This is a genomic window from Streptomyces sp. NPDC020917, from assembly GCF_044333795.1.
Taxonomy (GTDB): Bacteria; Actinomycetota; Actinomycetes; order Streptomycetales; family Streptomycetaceae; genus Actinacidiphila.
Map to the genome: position 1 here is coordinate 40,796 of NZ_JBIRRR010000022.1, position 20,907 is coordinate 61,702.

Below are 20,907 nucleotides of genomic sequence, written 5' to 3' on the forward strand. Positions count from 1 at the left end.
CCTCAGTGCAGTTCGAACTGGTCACGCAGTAGTCCCTTGCTCAGTCGCAGGGTCCGTCCGTCAGGAAGGATCTCCAGGACCTGTACGCCGTCGAAGTTGAGCAGTTGCCGGAGCACGGCGGCGAAGCCGTCGCCCCGTGCGGTCGGCAGACCCGCTCGTTGCGCGAGGGCGGTGGCAGGCAGGGTGCCGCCGGCGTCGAGGAGAGCGACCAGAGCCTTCTCCACCTGCTCGCGCTTCGGTTTACGTGCCAGCAGGCCGACTTGTGATTGGTAGGCGTCCGAGTCGAGCAGCGCGGCGACGAGCGCCTCATCCGCCGACACGAGTGTCGGGGTGAGCAACGCATCGTCGGCTCCGGCCGTCAGACTGACATCGAAGAGCGCTTCGTGCGTCTTGGCGATGGTCGCCTGGTCTTTCCTGGCCTTGGGTGCGGCCTTGCGCACCGCGATGGGCGCCGCCCCTCCCGTTGCGGGCGCGGCAGTGTCGTCGTCTCCGGGAGACCACCACCTCGGTCGCTGGTCCCCCAGTTCCCGCCATCCCGGCGGGGCTTCCGCGCCGAACGGCATGAAGGCCAGGACGGGGATGGTGAACTCGGCGAGGGACGCTCCGCCGTGGTATCCGGCCTTGCGGGCCGTGTAGCGGGAGTCAGCGTCCCACAGGGCCACGATCGACGCTCCCGGCTCGGGCCACACGACCCGCGGCCCGGACAGCACGACCTCCCTGTCGTCCAGGGCACCGCCGGGAAGTCGGTGGCGCGCGGAGCCTGGCTGCTCGGCACCGACCTGCACGCCGCGGCGGTCCACCACGTGACCGTGGTCGCTGGTGAGCAGGACGAGCATGCCCTGCGCGGCGGCGACCCGCAGCAAGTCGCGGAGCTTGCCGATCTCCTCGACGTGCCAGGCTCCGTCGCCGAGTTTCTGCTCCTTGGCCAGCCGGTCGTCCACGGTGTTGAGGACGACGGCCACGTGCGTCCTGCCGTCGGCCAGAGCGGCGGCGAGTTCGGCGCCGAAGGTGTCGCCGGCGGTCTCAGTACGGAGATCGTCCTTGTGGAACACCGCTGCCGGGGCGCCCTCCCACAGTTTGTGCCCGGGGAACGCCCGAGTCTCGTCGGCCTGCGTGCCCTTCGTGAGAACCCCCGTGAATAGCGAGGTCCGGGACACGGCGGTCACCGTGGGCAGAGCCGCCGCCATGGCCCGGCGCCGCGGAGTACCGCCCGTCAGCGGGTCGAACTCAGCCCAGGAAGCGCGTAGTTCCTCGCCCAGCTTGTTGGCGATGGCCGCGCTCATGCCATCCAGCACGAGGAGCAGGACGCGCCTGCCTCCACCATCCCGCACGGCCGGGGCCACGACTCGATCGAGGAACGTCTCCACGGTCAGCATGTCCCCCGGGCCGGTCCTGGACGCCGTCCACTCGGCAAGCGCGTGAGCGAAGGCACGGTCGATAGCGTGCCGCTGTTCCCTGACTCGCGCGCCGAGCGTGTCGTAGGCAACCTTCAACGCCGGGTCCGGATCGCCACCGGCCTCGATGTGCTCCAGAGCGAGGTCGACCCACCCTGTCTCGGCGACGTGGCGCTGTATGGCGTCGCCCACCGTGGGCGACTCGGTGGTCGGATCGCCGGCCAGCCAGTGGGCGAGCCGCTGCCCCATCCGTGCCCGTTCGACGCGGGGCGACTCCTGCGGCTCCCCGGCTAGTCCGTGGGATGCCAGGTGCTGCACGGCCTTGGCGACACCTCGCACGTCACCGGCACTGAGCGCGTGCCCCACAGCGGTGAACCGGGCCTGCAGGCCGCCGGTCATGACAGGGCTGCAAGCGACTGCCTTGTCCGCGCCGAACTGCCGGGCCAGAGCAGCCGCCCGTTCGAGGACCGTCCCGACCAGCCGCCGGGCCTCCCGCGCCCGATCCTGGTCGGTGCCGCCGCTCCGGCGGCCGGCGACGAGCAGGGCGGTGACATACGTCTCGGCGGCCCTGCCGAAAGCCGACACGAGGATGTCGAGCTGGTCGCCGGTCGCCGGAGGTCGATCGCCGAAGTAGCGTTCCGCCCGGCCGCGCGCCTGGTAGGTCTCCGGAGCCGGCTCGGCGTGCTCCCACAGGGCAGCGCACACCACACCGAAGGCGACGGCGTCGACGCCGCGTTCGGAGTCGACCAGGGCGAGCAGGGCCTGCCCCGCGAGTCCGGCCTGGTCGTCCTCCCCGAGGAAGGCTGTGAGGCCGGCACGTTCAGGGCCGCGCAGTGCAAGGAACCGCTCCGGACCGCCGGCGCTCGCGGACCACTGCAGCAGGGCTTGTGCGTCGAGCCGTTCGACGCCGGTCCGCTGAGTGGCGCCGACAGCGGCTTCCGTGTCGTAGACGCCGAGGCGCAGGCGGCGCTGGGCAAGGGCTGTCAGCGCGTACTGCCGGGACAGCCAGCCACCGGAAACCGGCGGCCAGCCGCCGGGAGGGGTGGCGTCGAGCAGCGCTTCGGCAGCCCAATTGGCATCCTTCAAGCGCGGGTCGATTTGATGCGCGCCAAAGGCCTCGCGGACCACGTCCCAGCCGTCTACGGTGTCGATCGCCTTCTTGTGGACGCGGGCAAGGATCGCTGGATCGAGTTCGTACTGCTCCCGGTCGGTGAGGACGGCCAGCACCGCGGGGCCTGGGGCGCGGCCCGACAGGTGGTCGAGGACCAGCTCGTGAACGGCCAGCGGGGAGAGCGCCACCGCGATCCGGGCGGTGCTGCCCTCGGCCCACACGGGCTCGGCGGGCCCGTCCCACTCAGGCGCGGAGCGCAGCAGGACGACCCGGCGTCGGTCCTCGCCCCCGGGCGTGAGGGACGCGGTCAGTTGCGACTGCGCGGAGAGGTACTGGGTGACGGTCGCCGTGTTCAGCCGGACCGCCCCGGGCACGGCGGCAAAGTCGGTGGCTGGGCTGGTGGTGCTCATCAGTCGACGACCCGCCAGCTGATCTCGATCGTTGCTCCCGGGTTGCTCTTCGCGATCTCCGCCAGCTCCGACTCCAGCGCCTTGACCGCTTGGCCGGCGGTGGTGGTACGGCGGCCCGCAGACCGGCCTGCCGCGCCGGAGTCCGCGGCGGCGCCGGGCTGCTGGGTGAAGGGGATACGCGGGTCGCTCGTCGGCGTGTTCAGGGACAGATCGTCGGCCGTCTCCGGGTCGGTGGACGTCGCCGGTGCGAGGGGCGCCGGCGGTGGGGTTGCTGCGGCCTCCTGGTTGCGCTTGACGAGCGCGATGACGTCCCGCTCGGTGCGCTTGAGGGCCTCGCGCAGGTCGGCAGTGCGCTGATCGCCGCGTGCCACGTTACGCAGAGAGTCAAGCAGAGCCGTGCCTTCGGCGCCGAGCCCACTACCGAGCTCCAGCGTGCGCCAGGACGTCTCGACGATCACCCGTGCAACGCTGCCAGCTTGCTTGACGGAGGTGCCGTACCGGTCTGCACTGACACCGCCCAGGTCGAAACCGGCCAAGGCTTCCACGGTCTTCTTCGCGCCGGCTCCGCCCTGTGCCGCGCCGCTGGTGAGCGTCTCCAGAAGCTGGAGGGAGCGCCGGGCGAGGGCGAGGCGCCCGGAGTCGTCGGTCTCATCCAGACCGAGGAAGGTCGCGTGCTCCTCCAACCGCCGTACGAGGTCGGCGGCGTCCTCTTTGAGGGCGCGGGCAGACTCGGTGATCTGGCGGGCGAACTGGTTGACCATGCGGCCGCGGCGCAGCGTGGGTGCCTTCTGGCCGAAGATCGTCTCGTACCGCTCGCGTGCGGTGGTCCAGTCGTCCTCGCGAGGTAGGGGCTGGCTGCGCAGCGCGTCGTGGTCCTTGATCGCGGCGAGTTCGGGAGCCGGATCGAGGACGGTGCCGCCGCGCACCCACACCCGGTCGTCCATCTCGGCGAAGGAGGCGACGACAAGCCGAGCGAGGAAGTCGGGCAGGCCGCGCGGCTCAGGCTGATCGGTCCAGTCGGTAAGCGTGATCAGGGTGAGGTCGCCGGTCACTCCCTGGGCGCTGGCAAGCTGCCGGAAGTGGTCGGCCCAGAACCGGGACAGCTCGAAATACGCCTCCTTCTGCTGCCCCAGGCGCAGCGGCCCGGCGACGCGCTGCATCAGCTTGCGGTCGCTCGCCGGCACCTCGACGCGCCCGTCGCGGGCCTCGGCGGCTGCGCGTACATGGCTGAACACCTTGCGCGCGTCGACGGGCTTGACGGCGCTGCCGGTCGCCTCGGGATCGAGGTCGGGGTGTGCCGGGTACTGATGGGCGAGTAGCTTGCCGGCGACATGCCGGACGCCGTCGTGCAGGGACTGCCCGAAGGACAGGGTGAGGTCGTCGACGTCGGGAAGCGCGACCAGGTGGTCGTCGAAGTCGACCACCACGTCGCCGGCCTGCTTCTGGGCAAGGCCGTACGCTTGCTTGAACGCGCTCTTGACCTGCTTCAGCAGCGCGTCCCGCTGGGTCTCCAGGAGGCCTTTGGCGCGGCTTCGGTTGTCGGCGTTGAGGTGACCCGCGTACTGGGTGTCGAAGCGGTGCTCGTCGGCGAGGGCTTTGTCGATGACAACGAGCCGGCGGAAGTCGGCGAAGCGCTGCGCTGACAGGTGCGCGGGCAGCCAGGCCACGGTGCGGGACCGCTCGCCCTGCTGCCGCTCGCGCAGCCGCTGCACTCGGTTGGCGTCCTCGACGGGTCCCCACTCGCCCTCGTCGAAGGGGAGGTCTATGGCGATCCGCCACAGGCCGTCCTGCTGCGGCATCAGGTCGTGGTCCGGCAGTTCGTCCTCGTCCGCGACGTTGCCAAAGACGACCTCGGCCGCCCGTGCGGTGCCGCGCCAGGTGAAGTTCAGCTCGTCGGTGAACTGGCCATGCTCGACGCCAAGTTCCTCCGAGAGGAGGCGGCGGGCGAGGGCGCCCCGGTTGCCTGGGTTGTCGTTGACTTGGGCGTTGGCGATGACGGAGTCGACGTCGACGCCGGACAACTCCAGTCGGACACCGGGGTTGGCGTCGGTGCCGGTCTCCTTGATCTCGGGGAACCTGGCCGCCCACTCGGCGACCTTGTTCTTGATGATCCCGACCTCGCTGCCAGGAATCGGCGCCATGACCGACCCGTGGTTCAACGCGCCGAGTCGGCGGATCGTCAGCTCGGACAGGGCTGGCACGCTGGGTGCGAGCGCGGAGAGGAGGAGGGTACAGACAAGCCGGTTGTCCCCGACGAAGAGGCGGCAGCGGTTGGCCAGTTGCTGGTCGCTCAGGGTGTCGGGACGGTGCAGGAACTGCTCGACATCGTCCTCGGTGATCGTGTAGGAGCTGAGCAGGTACGGCCGCAGCTTCGTCTTGTACAGCTTGTCGGCGGCCTCAAAGACGACCTTCAGGCTGTCGGTGAACGGCTTATCACCGCCCTCCGCGATCACCGGGTACAGGTCGCCTACCGGGATGAGCTGGCCGAGCCGGATCTCGTCGCGGTGGTCAGCGAGAAGCTGGCCCATCAGCTTCAGACCGGTACGGGAGCGCTGCAGCGCCGAGGAGATGTGGACGAGGGTGTCCATGAAGGCGGGTGAGAAGGGGTACGTCAGCCGGAACGACTCCGCGTCCGCGCCGGTCGTGCCTTTGTCGGAGCCGAGCAGCGTGTCCCACACCTGGGTGCCGACCCGCTTGGTCTGCTCGAAGGCCGCGTCGACGAGTCGCTCCGCGTCGGCGCTCTTCGGCTTCAGGAGACGGGCGTGGGCGATCTGCGGGAGGTTGCGGTCCTCCAGAGTGATCTTGTCGAAGCGGCCGGACGCCAGGTTGAGGGTGTCCTGGATGGACGACTCCGCTGCGCCAGATACCTCCTCGCCGACTAGCTCGCGCAGGTCACGCTGGCGGGCGATGAACGACACGACCGGGATGGCCCGGCGGGCGTCGCCCCCCTCCACGAAGTTGGTGATCTTGCTAGCTTCGCGGGCGACGAACTTCTGGTCATGGATGAGGGTGGCGAGCCAGAGGATCAGCTCGTCCATGAAGAGGATGAGTCCGTCGTAGCCGAGCGACTTGGCGTGCTCGGCGATGACCGAGAGGCCCGCGTCGAGGGAGATGAACCCGTGTTCGTCCTCAGCGGCGTTCTTGGCGAAGCTCGGAGAAAGGTGCGTCATCGCATCCTGGACGAGCCGGGCTCGCAGCTCCGGCGGGGTCGACGGATTGACCAGGTTCAGCGCTTCTCCGGCCTCGTGTACTTCCTCAGCTGCTAGCGCCGTGTCGAGGAGTTCGGGCGTCCACACGAAGCTCTCGCCCCACTCATCCTCGTCGCCCTCGTCAGATCCCCCCGAACCGAGACGTCGGATGACGGCCTCATCGCTGTAGCTGGCGCGATCGGCCCGAATGTCGTCGAAGAGTCCGTCAGTCCGATACACCTGGGGCGTCGGCGCATCAGGATGGAGCCGCTTGACATGGCGCACGTATCCGCCGAGGACGCGCTGCTCTAGGGCCTTCGCGCCGAGCATGTGGTAGGGCACGAGCAGGAACTTCTTGCCGTCCGTGTTGAGCCACTCGTGCCGGGTCAGCACCGGGTCGAACTCGGTACGAGCGCGGGCAGCGGGGTTGCCGCTGAGCAAGGCGTACAGCACGGCCATGAAGTGCGACTTACCGGAACCGAACGAGCCGTGGAGGTAGGCCGCCTTGGAGCGGCGGCCGTCAAGGGACGCCTTGATCAGGTCCAGCGCCTCGTCGAAGTTCTCCAGCAACCGTTCCGTGACGACGTAGTCCTTGAGCGCGTGGCCGGCGCCTTCGGGGGTCGTCGCCTCAGCGAGGGACAGCACGAAGTCCGAGGTGGAGATGGACTCCTTGATGTCGATGACATCGCGGAGGAGCGGCTGCTGGGCCATGGTGTGTCTCGCTCTCCTTGGCGGGTGCGATGTGGAGCGGGTGCGTCTGGGCAGTGGGTCGGTGGCGGTTCGGGCTACTTTTTAGCCGTCGCGCGACGGCCCTTGGTGACGGCCGGAGGACGCCATGCGCGCAGGTCGTCGTCGGTGAGGCCGTGCTCGCCCTGCTGGGTCTGTCGATAAGCAGCGAAGAAGGCGGCAGGGGAACCGCTGTAACCCATGTCGAACTCGTCGTGCCACTGAGAGAGCCAGGGTTGCAGTTCCAGCAGGCCGGCGAGGAACGGTGTGATCTCATAGGAGGTCAGCGCGGAGTTGGTGAAGTACGTCGCCAGCGCCTGCGCCTGCTCACGGTGATCCCAGCCGGCCCACCCGTACAGCTCGGGGGTGGCGGCGTTCGTCTGCCCGTACGAGATGAACCGCTCCTTGGGCACGTCCAGCTTGCCGCGCGCCTTCCAGAAGGAGGGCCGCAGGAAGTCGGCGGAGGTGTACTTGGGCGGTACGGGGATGGAGTCGCGGATCTTCCGCTTGGCCGCCTCGTCGGGAGCGCCGTCCTCCTTCCGCTGGAGGTCCCACACCTCTTCCCAGTCTGCGCGCTTCTTGAGCCCGGAAGGCTTGTAGCGCAGGGCTGCGAGGAACGGCACGTGCTCGCCGGTGATCAACTCGGCGACGACGGTGGGGAGATCTTTGCGAGGCGCGTAGAGCTTGGCGACGGAGACGAAGTCCTCGTCACGGGAGAGCGCGTCGGTGAGGCGGCCGAGGGTGAGGATGGCGGGCTGGCCGTTCCCGTCAAACCACAGGTCCCGGTTCTCCATCCGGTCGAGCAGCCAGGAGCAGAGCGCCTTGTCCTGGAGGGTGTCCCACCCCTCGGTGGCCCAGCGCCGCTTGTACTCGGGGCGCTCGACCATGCCGATCGCCCGATTCGACTCGATGGCGTCGATCCGCTTCTGGACGACCTCCCGATAGGCGGCGGGCCAGTGCGCGGGGATCTCCGTGATGGGCGTGGAGCCGTGCCGCTTGAACCACTCTCCGCTGGCCTCGCCTGCGGCCACGCGACGGGCGAGGACAATCTCGAAGGCACGCTCACCAATGGCGAGTTCAGGGATGACGGGGTCGTAGGGGTCCTCCGAGACGCGAAGGTCTTCGGAATGGAGGTTGTAGAGGGCGTAGACCTGCCAGTCCAACTCCTCTTGAAGGGCGATCATGCGAGCGCGAGTTGATTGCCAACAGGCTTGGGCCTCACGCAGAGGTGCGGCTGTGGGAGTGGCCTCGGCGGCCACGGTTGCGGGGCTGCTGGCCGTGAACCGCTGGACCAGAGCGTCGAGGGCCGTGGCCAGCGCGGTGGGGTAAGTGATGGGGAGAGGGAAATCGTGGAGTTTAGTGGCAGTAAACTCGTAGAACTGTTCCCAGGCCTCAGTCTTGATACCGGACTGATGCCCCTCGGTCCCCTTGCTATGGCTCACCATCTTCAACCAAAGCCCAGCTGTCGAACTGTTGAGCAGCCCCAGCAACTGTAGGTGTTGCTCCTCGCTCGCCCCATCCTTGAGCTTGATCACCGGCGCATGGCGGTTGAAGAATTTCCCACCGCGATCCAGTACAAAATGATTATGGGTTGCCACGAAAGAAAAGCCAATCGAAAACGGCTGCCGCAGCTTGTCGGTGGTCAACCGTCCGTATTCGAACCAATTAAGACCGGCGGAAATCTTAGTCTTCCCGCCAAAGAGGACCCCGCGGGACGCATCTGTTCGCCCTGGCCACAGGTAACGGAGAAGGTTCGGCGCGGCTCCCGCATCAGCAGGCCGGAGGTCCGTCTCATATGGAAAGATGACCGCGGTTGATGCTTCTTCAGTCCAGTCGCGCAGCGAATCACCCGTGATGAGGTCACGCAGATACTTCCCTGGTACCCTCTGTCGCCGGGCACTCTCAATGGGGAGAAAATAAAGATCATCGCATAGCGTGAACCCTATAATCCCGATGGATTCCGCGCTTCCGCCGATTTTCCCAGTAGCTCCGAGTGCGAGTTGCTCGGTAATTTCCAAACCGCCATCGACCAGAATCCAAGGCTGCCTACCGAAATACTTCTCCCGCGCCAGATCCTCCACGGACACCCATCGACTCACCGAACCCGGTTTGTCGATCTGATCGACGATCGCCCGCCAGACCAGACCATATTCGGCATTCTTCGGCGCGGACGGCTCGCCCTGCACGCTTCGGACGGTCCGGATGACTGACGAGCGTCTATTCCCCCCTCGGCACTTGCCCACGAGGATGACCGTCGGCGTTCCGTGCCCCGGAATGTACGCGCCCGAGGTGTCAATGACCTCGGTCAACTCCACCGCGTGCCCGAAGTACCCTTCGATGAGCTTCGCCCCAAACTCACGCTTCATGAACGAGTTTGCGGTGATCTGGCCGACCATGCCGTAGCCGCGTCCCTCGGCGTCGCCGCGGATGGCCAGCTCGAAGAACCTCTGTGCGAACGGCACCGACAACGCGTACTTGCCCGCGCACGCCGGATACAACTCCCGGTACAGCTCGTTGAGTTTCTTGTCCTTCACCGTGATGTATGGCGGGTTCCCTACCACCACGTGATACCGCCCTGGCCGCAGGATGTCCGGGTACTCGTGCACATCCTCCGTCGCGTACTTGAACTCGGCCAGCTCGTCGACGGCACCCTCGCCCTCTCCTTCGAAGAAGCTGCCCTGCTTGAATCGGTGCTTGATCAGTGAGTCCCCCACCGCCAGGTGCACCGGCCACTCGTACTTGGCCGCCTCCCCCAGCGTCCGCACCCCGCTCGCCGCCATCGCCGCAACGAGCAGCCGGAACCGCGCAATAGCCACCGCAAACGGGTTCACGTCCACGCCGTGCACCGAGTCCAGCGCCTCCCGCACGCGCTCGTGCACGTCACGCCCTGGCTGGCGCTCCCCCCACAGCCGCACGAGCCGCCGGAAGGCCCCCAGGACGAAGTGCCCCGACCCGCACGTGGGGTCGATCATCTTCAGGCCCCCGTAACCGAACTCCCGCACCGCCGGGTTCATCGTGCGGTCGAGGATGAACTCCTCCACGAACTCGGGGGTCTGAAGCAGCGCATACGTCTTGCGAGCGTTCTCACTCAGGTCCTGGTACAGGTCACCAAGGAACCGCGTGTCCCACCCCTCCGTACCGTCCTCGTTCAGCGGGTCCGTGAAGTCGTGGACGAGAACGCCCGCCTCGTCCCTCTGCCGCCAGAACTCGACCAGTTCTCGTGCACCGTCGTGTGACGGCGGGATCTGGTAGAGCGGATTGTGGTTGCTATCAAAGAGCAGACGGCCGGCTTGGCCCTCGCCAAGCTCCGCGAACGCCCGACGCAGCCAGCCCCGGTAAGTCGGGTCGTCCTCGGCCTCCACGTACGCCTCGTACCGCGCCTCCGCTAGCTCTCGTCGGTCGTCCTCCGTGCCCGTCAGGTAAGGCTCGGGGATCAGGCAGTTGTCCTCGCAGAAGCGGACGAACACCGTGCCGAGCACCCACGCCACCGCGACCTGCGTCACCCGCTCGTCGAGCCACGAGTTCCACGTCGCCGCCGTACGCCCCAGCTTGCGCGCGCGGTCGTACTCCGCGCGCAGCCGCGATCCGACGTCGGTCAGCGCCTTCACCTGCTTGCCGAGGTCGGTCTCGACCGCTTTGACCTGCTGCTTCAGGTCGTTCAACAATGCCTTGCGGTCGATCACTTTGCGTCTCCCTCGACACCGCGCGCAACTACCTTGCCGGACCCACGGTGGACGTTGTCCACCCACGTGTCCGGAAGCGGAATCCATTCCCCCAGGCCAGCCTGATATGGCACGGCCAGATGCCCGAGACGGGGCTCGCGCGTCGGGTCGCTCTGGGGGACGAGCAACCACAGGCCTCGGCGGCCCCGCCGGGCCGCCGAGGCGAGCCGGTCCAGGACGCCCAAGGCGTCGTACCGCGCGAAAGCCCCAGCCTCCGTCAGCAGCACGGGACCGCTCCCTGTACGGAGCAGCTCCTCTATCCGAGGGGCAACCACCCCCCACGCCGTCTGCGCGTAGTCCGCGAACCGCAGCGCTCCCGTGGATCCGGGCTTGGCGATGTCTGCCTTGAGGAGCGTCTCCCATGTGGGCTTAGTGCCCGGCGCGACCTGCTCATGGAGGGCCTCGATGAACAGCTCGGTCACCGACACTGCCTCGGCACCCAGCCGCTCGGAAGCAAGCTCCCGCATCGCCTCCCGCACGAGCCGCTGGCTCACCGTGAGCACCCGGTAGCCGTCCCGACGCGCGGACGCGATCAGGCGCTCCTCCGCGTGCACCGCGCCAGCGAGCAGCGGGTCGTCCGCGTACCGCGTCACCGCGCCCGTACGGGTGGACTGCCGCCACGCCCCGGTCGTGAGGTAGCTGGACACGTCCTCCACCCGCGTCGGCAGGTAGCGGAGCGTCTTCGTGTCCTCCCGCGTGCTCAGCGTCAGCTCGAATCCGGCGTCGCGCAGGGCCTTGGTCAGCGGGCCGCCGGTCGGCAGGTCGTGGGTGAGACCACCGCGGCCGTCCGGTACGCCCAGCTCGGGGAAGCGGGCACGCAGCCGCTCGTGGACCTCCTCGCCGGTCAGCCCCGGCTGAGTCGCCTCCTGCTTGCCCGGGATCCAGCGCACCAGACCGGCCTGGGTCAGCCGTAGTGCTCGCACCAACGAAAGGTCCCGCGGGTAGATCTCCAACCGCGGGGTCGCCGCGGCGTTCACGGACGCTGCGGCGGCCAGCTCGACCATGCGGCGGTCGTCCCAGTCAAGGGTCCCCGGAGGGATGTCCAGCGCGCCCAACTCGGCCAGTACCGCGGCAGCGGTCGGAAGGGTATCCAGCCGGGCCAGGCGGTCCGCCGTCCGGCCGAGCCGGCTCGCGTAGTCCAATAGTCCCGGCGCGGTCGGCGTGTCCGGGGCGTCGTCCGCTCGCACGTCCAGGGCCAGCAGCCCCGCCCCGAGTGCTTCCTCCGTCGCCTTGCGGTTCGGCTGATGCTGGAACTCCGCCTCGTCGGGAACAAGTTGCTCCACCTCGACAACCGCCCGTACGGCTGCCAGCGCCAGCGCCCGCCGCTGCTCGCGCCCCGCGAGTTGGCTGCCGCGCCGGACGGCGAGCGCGTCCGCGATCTCCACCGCCGAGGCGACTCGGCCCATGCCCGCCAGCAGTTCGAGGATCTCGGCGCGTAGCGCCTGCACCGCCCGATCTGCTTTCCAGCGCTTGCGCTCTTCTTTCAGCATCTGCGGGATACGACCGGCGCTGAGGCCGAGTGCCGCGGCGACGTCCTTCTGCATGGGCCAGACGCCGATGCTCGGCAGCAGGCCGTGCTCGTCGGGCAGGCGCAACAACAACCTGACCATCTCCGCCTTGTTGCGGTTCGAGCCGTTGTTGTTGACGACCGGGACGAAGATCGTCGCGAGGGCGTCAAGGCTGATGGAGCGCAGGGCACGCTCGGACAGCCCACCGGCCGCGTCGCCGGCAGCCAGGGTGTCCGCGAGAGCCGACTCGACAGCGCTGAGCTGGTCCAGTTCCTCCTTGGCCTCAGCCCGGCCTTCCGGTGTGAGCGGCGAGGCGGGTCGCTCACGCAGCTTCTCGCCCCACTCGCGCTGGCGCTTCTGCACCTCGTTGCGGGTCTTGGCGCCCAGGCCGGGGGCGTTGACGAGCTTGCGGCGGCTGTAGTCCAGCAGCCCGCCGACCGTGGTGATCCCGAGGCCGTAGAGGAAGGACTGGGCGGCGCCCGTGAGGCCGGAGACGGTCAGCGGGGTGTCGAGACCAACCTCGGCGGCCAGGCGGTCGCGCTGCTGCTCGGCGGTCTCCGGCTCGGCGTCCGCGATGGCGCCGAGCTGCACGGCTTCGCTGTCGGTTCCCGCCGCGGACGTCGTCGAGTGACGGGTGCGGTGGCTGGAGGGGACGGTCTGCGAGGCGTCGAGGAAGATCTTGCGCCAGGCGTCGCGCATGGGCTTGAGTTCGGGGAATCGCTTCCCCGCGTCGCGGTGCAGGGCCTTCTGGAAGAAGGCGACGAGCCCGTCCCGCACGGCCGGGTCGAACGCCTCGGCGGCGATCGTCGGGTACGGCCATTCCTTCGGGTCCGTCATCCGGGGCGGGACGCTGCCGTCGCCCCATTTGGGCAGCTCGCGCGACGCCATCTGGTGCAGGGTTACGGCGACCGCGTACCGCTCGGCGTGGGAGTCGTACGTACCTCGCGTGATGATGTCGACGAACGGGTCGAGGTAGCCCTCCGTGCCCGCGTCGGTGTTCCTGGCGGGGTAGCCGGCGAGCGAGAAGTCGATCAGGACGAGCTCGCGGGTGCGGTTGGGGCGGATGCGGATGGCGATGTTGTCCGGCTTGATGTCGCGGTGCCAGACGCCCTCGCCTTCCAGGAAGTCGACGGCGCCGAAGAGATAGTCGCCGTAGGCCTCCAGTTGATCGACCGGGAGCCGGCCGTCGTCGCGGATCTGGCGGGCCACCGTCTCCTCGCGGCGGCGCGGAGCCTTCCGGTCGCCTGCTCCGCTCACGCTGTCGTCACGCTCGTCGCCCACGTACTCCAGGGCGAGGACGGTACGACCCGCGATGCTCAGCGGCCCCGGTTCGATGAGGCGGATGATGCCGGAATGCGGACGCAGGCGGCCCATCACCTCCGCCTCGCGGATCAGAATGTCGCCTCGGTTGTCAGACAAGGCGACCTTGAGCACGGCCAGCGGACGGGTCCTGCGCGTTTCCGCCTCCAGGTCGCGGACCAGGAATGCTCGGCTGGTGGAGCCAGTACCCAGACGGCGGCGGATCTCCCAGCGGCCAGCGAGCACATCGCCGGGGACGGCCTCCAACGGGTCCTTCTCCGGGACGTCGGCCGTGTCCGCAGCGGTCGCGTCGGTGGACGGGACCGTCAGGTAGTCCTCGACGACCTCCAGCATCTCCAGGAAGTCCTGCACGCTGTGCAGGCGGCGGTCGGGGTTGTACGCCGTAGCCGCCTGCACCAGCTCGTCGATGTCCTCCGACAGGCCGTCCACAAGCGAGCTGGGGCGCAGTCCCTCCCCGGCCTCCAGGCGGGCGCGCAGCTCGGCCTGGCTGGCGGCCGGGGCCTTGCCGGTGACGAGCAGGTAGGTGAGGACGCCGAGTCCGTAGACGTCGAGAGAGACCGGGTCGGGGCGGAGCGCGGTCAGTTCGGGAGCGAGGTAGGGGTCCTCGCCGTCGGCCAGGTGCATCGCGGAGAACGTGGTGGGCGCAAGACGAGCGGCGCCCTGGCCCTGGGAAGACTCGGCGCTGCGCTGGGTCGCGATCTGCCAGTCGGAGATCTGCAGTTGCGGGCTGAGCCAGGCCGCCTCGTCGCCGAGCGCCTTGCCCCTGCTTCCACTCGAGCCCGGCAGTACGTGGATGGAGCGTGCGGCCAGGGCTCGGTGGTGGATACGGCGGGCGTGCGCGGACCGCATGGTCTCGGCGAGCTGGCGGACGAGTGCCATCCGTCCGAGGATGTCCAGCCTCTCCCCGTACTGGACCAGGTATTCGTCCAGTTTCATCGTTCGGTCGTCGTAGCCGAAGACGAGCGCCGGCCCGGAGGGGTGTCCGGTCGGAAAGTACTGCCGGTAGGGGACGGCGCCCGGGTGCCGGAAGCGCTGCAGGACGGCCGCTTCACGGCGGGCAGCGTTCTCCACGGACTGGCGCAGGGAAGCGTCGGAGCCGCGCTCGCTGAGGTAGACGCGGACGCGGGCGCGCTCCGGCAATTCGGTGTGGTTGGCCTTGTAGTCGGCCCAGGTCTCACCGGAGTCGAAGGGGGTCCGCTCCAGCTCGTACGGGCCGACCCTGTACTGCGCGTCGCTGCGGCGGATGCCGATGCGGTCCAGTGCGTTCTTGATCGCCCGGGAGTCGGTCGGGGTGATGCGGCGACGCTCGTCACGCGGTGGCTGCTTCAGCATGTCGACCAGCTTTTCGACGGTGTAGACGCCGTTCTGGTCGTGTGCGGGCAGGCGTAGGCGCAGCGAGTCGTCAGTGAAGCAGACAGCCTCGCCGACCCAGACGTGCCTTGAACCGTGCCCGTGAGCGATCAACCCGGACAGTTCCTTGGCCTTCTTGTTGACCAGGTGCAGCGGATTGCCATGGGTACGGCGCCGGCCGCTGGGGGTGGTCTGCACCCAGGTGCCGTTCTCGGAGGTGACCGATCCGTGCCAGTCCTTCAACTCGATCATGTACACGCCGCCGGGAGCGACGATGAGCAGATCGACCTCGCGGACGTGCCCGGTGTTCGCCGTGAACGTGAAGTTCGACCATGCACGCCAGGGATCGGCATCGGGCAGCAGTGAGCGGATGGCATCGAGCCCTCGGCGCTCGTGATCGAACTCGGACTCGGTGACCGTGGCCCACCGGCCTTCCCGCATGCCCACTGTCCCCGCTCTTCGGCCTGGTCCCCGGCGTTTCCACCCCAGGGCTGACCGGCCGGAGGGGAGAAACCGACTGGATCCTATCGGCTCGGTATGACTTGGGGGGAGGTTGTGAAGAATGCGGCATAACTGGATGCCGCTGTTGCCTGCCCTGCCGCTCGGCAGCGGCCTGATGACGGGCGTCACGGTCTGGGAGGGCCGTCAAGCGCTGAAGAGCCAGCGCTCGATCTCGTCCAGCCCGACCTCCCGCCCGGCCCGCGCCCTCTCCTCGGCGGCCCAGCGAGCCAGGAGTGCGCAGTAGCGCTGGTATGTGTGTGCTGGCCAGTTGCCCCCGCTGCGCAGCGAGCTCCAGCCGCATCGGGTGTGGAGGGTGTGGGCGACTCGGCTGTCGAGGATGGCGCAGGGGTGAGCGAGGAGGCCGGCGCCCGCGAAGTAGAGGTACTTGGTGAAGAAGGCCGGCCCTAGGTGGGGGATGGGGGTGCCGGTGGCGCGGTGGAACTGTGCGTAGGAGGCCTCGGGATCGATGCGGGCGAGGCGGGCGGCCTCGCGAAGCGTGGCGACTGCCGCGGTGAAATCCTTGGCGATGCCCGTGAGTCGCTTGTGGTTGTTACGGAGCTTGAAGCCGCTGCCCCATGCGAGGACGTGCCACAGCAGGCACAAAACTTCGTGCTCGCTCGCGAGATCGACGTCGGAAGCGAGCCCGAACAACTGCCCTCGGCTGATCATGGTCGCGCCATGATGATCGGTACGTCCCACAACCGGCCCGCCGGGCAGTTTGTGCTGGGCGAGCGCAGCATTCCACCAGCCCGCGGGGACCGCGACCTCGTGATAATCGATGCTCTCGGATCGGGGTCGGAACAGGGCTGTACGAGCCGCGGACGGTAGCACGAGGGTGCTGAGGACGGTTCCCGCGTCTGTCACTGACCAATTGTGCGGCGCGGCGCGGCCAACCGCTCAGGGGTTGTGCCGATGGCTCGATTCGGCAGTTGCCCACGTCCCGGAACAACATTGGGACATGCCTGGACGGACTTCCCCTTCCTGTACCCGGAGCACTCCTTGACCCGCCTCACCTCCGAGTAATCTGGCTCCATCGTCATCGCGGCCCGACGGGCTTCCGCTCCACCTCGGTGGAGTCTCGAAGGACACGCCCCCACCCGCACGAGTCTCTTCGTGCTGCCTGGGGGAAATCCTTGCTGCTCCGCATGTCCGCCAGGACTGTTGCCGACATGGCCCGTGACGGTTCGCTCCTCGAACGTCTCACCGAGCAGTTCCTCCACATGCACGGTTACCGTCCCGGAGCGTCCGAGGCCCGTTCCTGGGAGCGCAGCATTCCGATGCTGGCCGCGGCACTCAACGACGCCGGGCTCAGCGACGTCGAGGTGATGCTGGAGTATGCGCTGCCCCTGAACAGCAAGCGGGCCGACGCCATACTCGCCGGGGTGCATCCGGTCACGGGAGAGCCGTCCTACGTCGTGGTCGAGCTGAAGCAGTGGAGCCAGGCCGACCCGCACGACGACGATCCGGAACTCTGCCATATCGACGCCTACGCGCAGCCAGTGCTCAACCCCGCCGAGCAGGTTCGGCGCTACTGCGAGTACCTGGTCAACTTCAACGGCGCCCTGGCCGCGCATCCCACGCGCGTCAGCGGAGTGGCATACCTCCACAACGCGACGGAGTTCGGCGTGAGCGGGCTGCGGGAGAGGGAACTCGACGATCGAGGGCGGTTGTTCACCGCTCAGGACCGGGGAGCGTTCCTCGACCATCTCCGTACCAAGCTGAGCGACAAGCATCCCGGAGCTCGTGCGGCCGATGAGTTGCAGGCCGGCAAGACAGTCCCGTCCAAGCAGTTGATGGCTCTGGCGGCACAGGAGGTCCGCGAGCGCGAGCAGTTCGTCCTCCTGGACGCGCAGCAGGTCGCCTACCGGACCGTGCTCAACGCCGTCCGCAAGGCGAAGCGGTCCGACCACAAGGAGGTCGTGGTCGTCACCGGCGGACCGGGAACCGGCAAGAGCGTCATCGCGCTGTCCGTGCTCGGAGAGCTGTACCGGCAGGGTGTTCCGGCCCTGCACGCCACCGGGTCCCAGTCGTTCACGAAGACTATGAGGAAGGTCGCCGGCGCGCGCAAGCGCGAGGTACAGGACCTCTTCAAGTACTTCAACAGCTTCATGACCGCCGAGAAGAACACCCTCGACGTGCTCATATGCGACGAGGCCCACCGTATCCGTGAGACCTCGGCGAACCGTTACACCACTGCCGCCCACCGCACGGGCAAGCCGCAGATCGACGAACTCATCGACGTCGCCCGCGTTCCCGTCTTCCTCCTGGACGAGCACCAGGTGGTGCGTCCTGGTGAGATGGGCACGGTGGACGAGATCGAAGCGGCCGCGACCCGAAAGGGAATCACCTGCCAAGTGGTACGACTCGAAGAGCAGTTCCGCTGTGGCGGCAGCGACGCATATCTGCGCTGGGTGGTACGGCTGCTCGGCCTGGAGCCGGGGGGACCGGTCCTCTGGGAGCCAGACGACCGCATGCACCTGCACGTCGCGCGAAACCCGCAGGAGATGGAGGCATTTCTCGAAGGGTGCCGCGTCAATGGCCAGTTCAGCGCGCGCATGTCCGCGGGCTACTGCTGGCCCTGGTCACCGGAGCCCAAGCCCGGCGACCCGCTCCCGGCGGACGTCGTCATCGGCGACTGGGCACGCCCCTGGAACCTGCGCGGCGAGCGGGCCGTCTCCGGGGCGCCGCCATCTGCCCTCTGGGCGACGGACCCAGCCGGCTTCGGGCAGATCGGCTGCGTCTACACCGCCCAGGGATTCGAGTACGACTGGTCCGGCGTCATCATCGGCCCTGACCTCGTCTGGCGCGGCGACCGCTGGGTCACCGACCGTACGAAGTCCAAGGACCCCGTCTTCAAGAAGGCCACATCCGACGCCGACGTGGACCGCCTGATCCGCAACACCTACAAGGTCCTGCTGACGCGCGGCATGGTCGGCACGGTGCTGTACTCGACAGACCCGGAGAGCCAGGAGAAGCTGCGCGAACTGGTCGAGGGAGAGCGGATCACCGTCCCGAGCTGATCACGCCCTGGAATGTCGCGCCCTCCGACAACTACCCGTCAGACGCAAGCGCGATTCCTTAGGATCTTGCCTACCGGTCGCGGCCCGACGGGCTTCCCCACGTGGACATGCCCCCACCCGCACGAGTCACTCGTGCCTGGGGGATCCCCACGTGTCAATGCTCCTGCTGAAGCTGTCGGCAAAGGACCTGCTCACTCTGAACTCGCGGCGTCGGATGGTGCCGCACCTGGCTGCCCGGTGGCAGCATTTTCTCCGAACGCAGGCATCTCTGCCGGAACGGTCCGCGTGGGCAGTCAGTCTCATAGAGCTCGCGAAAGATCTGGTGGCCGCAGACCGCGGTGACATCGAGATGATCGTCGAGTGCGCCGCGACAAGCGATACTCCGGAGACCGGCGGTCAGCCCCGACTGATCGATGTCGTCCTGATCGGCCAACACCCGGCCAGCAGGTGCCTGTCGGTCCAACTGGTCGAGCTGAAGCAGTGGTCGACCGTGACCAGCCTGGATGCCGCCACAGCAGAGCAAGTCCATGTGCCGGGCATGGGGCCGAAGAAGCACCCTGCAGTGCAACTGCGTGCGAACTACGAGCTCTTCACCGGAGCATCGGGGTGGCTGAACGATGTGACCTACGAGTGCGGCGGCTTCGCTTACCTGCACAACGCGACCGACGAATCCGTTCAGCCCCTGCTCGACGTCGGCGCGCCCACCGGCCCCTACGCGCGCACGTACACCAAGGACAGCCGTGGAAGGCTCCTCCGCGACCTCCGAGAACACTTCGCACAGGACGGCAGCGACTCCGCAGCCGAGACACTGCTGCGTCGAATGAACCTCCGGAACACTCCGCTGCTCGACGCCATGATCAAGTCGCACGGAGAAGACACCGTCTTCACTTTACGAGGCCGCCAGAAGCAAGTCGCGGACGATGTGCTCGATACCGCAGCACACTTTCTCGGCGATCCGACGCAGGGAGAAATCCTTCCCGACCCGAAACGGGCTGTCTTCCTGGTCACCGGTGGTGCCGGTACCGGGAAGAGCGCAATCGGCCTGCAGCTCAAGGCAGAGTTCGAGGCTGCAGGACGATCAGTCAAGTACGCCAGTGGATCCCGGGCCTTCAACGCGGCGATCCAGGAGCACGTGGGGTACGGAGACACAGAGTTCAAGGAGAGCTTCGTCTATTTCAGCAGCTTCGTCGCTCCGCCCGAACTCCCGCTGGACATGCTCATCTGCGACGAGGCACATCGGTTGCGCGACCGCTCCAGCAACTACCGACTCCCGCCGGAGAAGCAGGGCACGCAGCCCCAGGTTGACGAACTGCTGGACGCGTCTCGCCTCACCCTCTTCTTCCTGGACGAGAGCCAGTCGGTGCGACCCAACGAGGTGGGCACGGTACAGCTGATCGAGGACGCTGCCGAACGTCGTGGTGTCCCGGTGACCCGCTATCGGCTCCAGGAGCAGTTCAGGTGCGGAGGCAGCGACGCCTACGTGCGCTGGGTGCGGAATGCCCTCGGGCTGGCCGAAAACGACGCGGAGGAGTGGACTCCCGACGGACTGATGCACGTCGAGGTCGTCGACAGCCCGGAGGAGATGGAGCGGATCATTCGCGCGGAGGCCCTCGCAGGTGCCTCGGCCCGCATGGTCGCCGGCTATTGCTGGCCCTGGACCGAACCGCAGGGGAAGGAGCGCCGACTCGAGGCCGATGTTCGCATCGGCGACTGGCACCGCCCCTGGAACGCTCTGAGTGAGAGCTTCTGCGAGAACAAGACGGTGCCCCCGTCGAAAATCTGGTCCGTGCATCCTGCCGGTCTGGATCAGATCGGCTGCGTGTACACAGCACAGGGCCTCGAATGGGACTGGTGTGGCGTGATCATGGGGGAAGACATGGTCTGGCGCAACGGAGGCTGGGTGTTCCAGCGTGGCAAGAAGAGAAGGGACGCAGAAGCGGGAGTTTATCGCGTACGCGTCCCGGGATCGTTCGATCCCAAGGTGCGAACAAGCAGTCTCAGCGATGACGACTTCGCCCGCTGCGTCCGGAACGCCTATCACGTGCTGATGACCCGCGCGAGCCGCGCCACGGTGCTCTACTCCACGGACGAGGAGACCCGGGCGCATCTCAAAGAGCTCGTGGGGGACGTTCACATACACGGTCTGCGCCCCACATGGGAAAACCTCCCGCCGTCGGCACGTGTGCACCGCCAGGGTCGGCCCCGAAGGGGCAGTAACCGTCGGCGCAAGCGGGCCCGCGCGGCGCAGAATGATCAACAGCCGCTGTTCTGACGAAGGCAGCACACTTGGTCGGCCAGGGAAGGGCGACGCCCGCACGACGTCAATGACGTCAGCCCTTGGTGAATGGCGTGTGATGTGGCGGGCTCCCCGGACCCGCCACTCTGCTCGGCTCAGCCAAGCAGACGCGCTGCCGCCGTCAGCAACTCCAGCACGAGGCTGGACATGACTCCGCCGGCGGCACCGACCAGGACCTCACGGAACCAGGTACGGCGCGCAGGCTTGTACTCGACAGGGTTCATACAGGGACCACTCCTCGGGCGTGAGCTCGGAATGGCAGGGATTGCCCTACCGGGCATCCGCCCTCACGCGAGTGAGGTCCACGAGGTGGATCGCCGTTCGTCGCCCGCGGCCGGCGGAACCGGGCCGTGAACTCCGC

Annotated in this window: 8 protein-coding genes; 2 read left to right on the forward strand and 6 right to left on the reverse strand. The window is 67.9% G+C overall.

All coding sequences use genetic code 11. The annotated features are described in order from the left end of the window. Positions 1–2: 2 nt before the first annotated feature. The 5 genes from pglZ to ACH4TG_RS33705 all read right to left on the reverse strand — a co-directional run bounded on the left by pglZ (position 3) and on the right by ACH4TG_RS33705 (position 16,094). Complete coding sequence (pglZ, locus tag ACH4TG_RS33685) at positions 3–2,915, reverse strand: BREX-2 system phosphatase PglZ (protein WP_398246441.1); 2,913 nt, start codon at positions 2,913–2,915, stop codon at positions 3–5. Then, positions 2,915–6,814 (reverse strand): phage resistance protein, encoded by a 3,900-nt coding sequence (locus ACH4TG_RS33690; protein ID WP_398246442.1) that lies wholly within the window; start codon positions 6,812–6,814, stop codon positions 2,915–2,917. Before ACH4TG_RS33690 ends, pglZ begins: the two co-directional genes overlap by 1 nt. A 74-nt stretch (positions 6,815–6,888) precedes the next feature. After that, complete coding sequence (pglX, locus tag ACH4TG_RS33695) at positions 6,889–10,512, reverse strand: BREX-2 system adenine-specific DNA-methyltransferase PglX (protein ID WP_398246443.1); 3,624 nt, start codon at positions 10,510–10,512, stop codon at positions 6,889–6,891. Beyond that, a complete protein-coding gene (gene pglW / locus ACH4TG_RS33700; protein ID WP_398246444.1) occupies positions 10,509–15,170 on the reverse strand; it encodes a BREX system serine/threonine kinase PglW in 4,662 nt (1,553 codons plus the stop codon). Before pglW ends, pglX begins: the two co-directional genes overlap by 4 nt. A 204-nt stretch (positions 15,171–15,374) precedes the next feature. Continuing rightward, complete coding sequence (locus ACH4TG_RS33705) at positions 15,375–16,094, reverse strand: hypothetical protein (RefSeq protein ID WP_398246445.1); 720 nt, start codon at positions 16,092–16,094, stop codon at positions 15,375–15,377. A gap of 269 nt (positions 16,095–16,363) precedes the next feature. Here ACH4TG_RS33705 and ACH4TG_RS33710 point away from each other — a divergent pair, with 269 nt between their 5' ends. Beyond that, a complete protein-coding gene (locus tag ACH4TG_RS33710; protein ID WP_398246446.1) occupies positions 16,364–18,250 on the forward strand; it encodes a DNA/RNA helicase domain-containing protein in 1,887 nt (628 codons plus the stop codon). Positions 18,251–18,407: 157 nt separating this feature from the next. Then, positions 18,408–20,522 carry a DUF2075 domain-containing protein gene (locus tag ACH4TG_RS33715; RefSeq protein WP_398246548.1) on the forward strand — a complete coding sequence of 705 codons (2,115 nt, stop codon included), beginning with the start codon at positions 18,408–18,410 and terminating at the stop codon, positions 20,520–20,522. Positions 20,523–20,641: 119 nt separating this feature from the next. Here the strand turns inward: ACH4TG_RS33715 and ACH4TG_RS33720 are convergent, their stop codons facing one another. Next, the gene (locus ACH4TG_RS33720) at positions 20,642–20,770 is read right to left on the reverse strand and encodes a DUF6408 family protein (RefSeq protein ID WP_398246447.1); all 129 of its coding nucleotides are present in this window, start codon (positions 20,768–20,770) and stop codon (positions 20,642–20,644) included. Positions 20,771–20,907 lie beyond the last annotated feature (137 nt).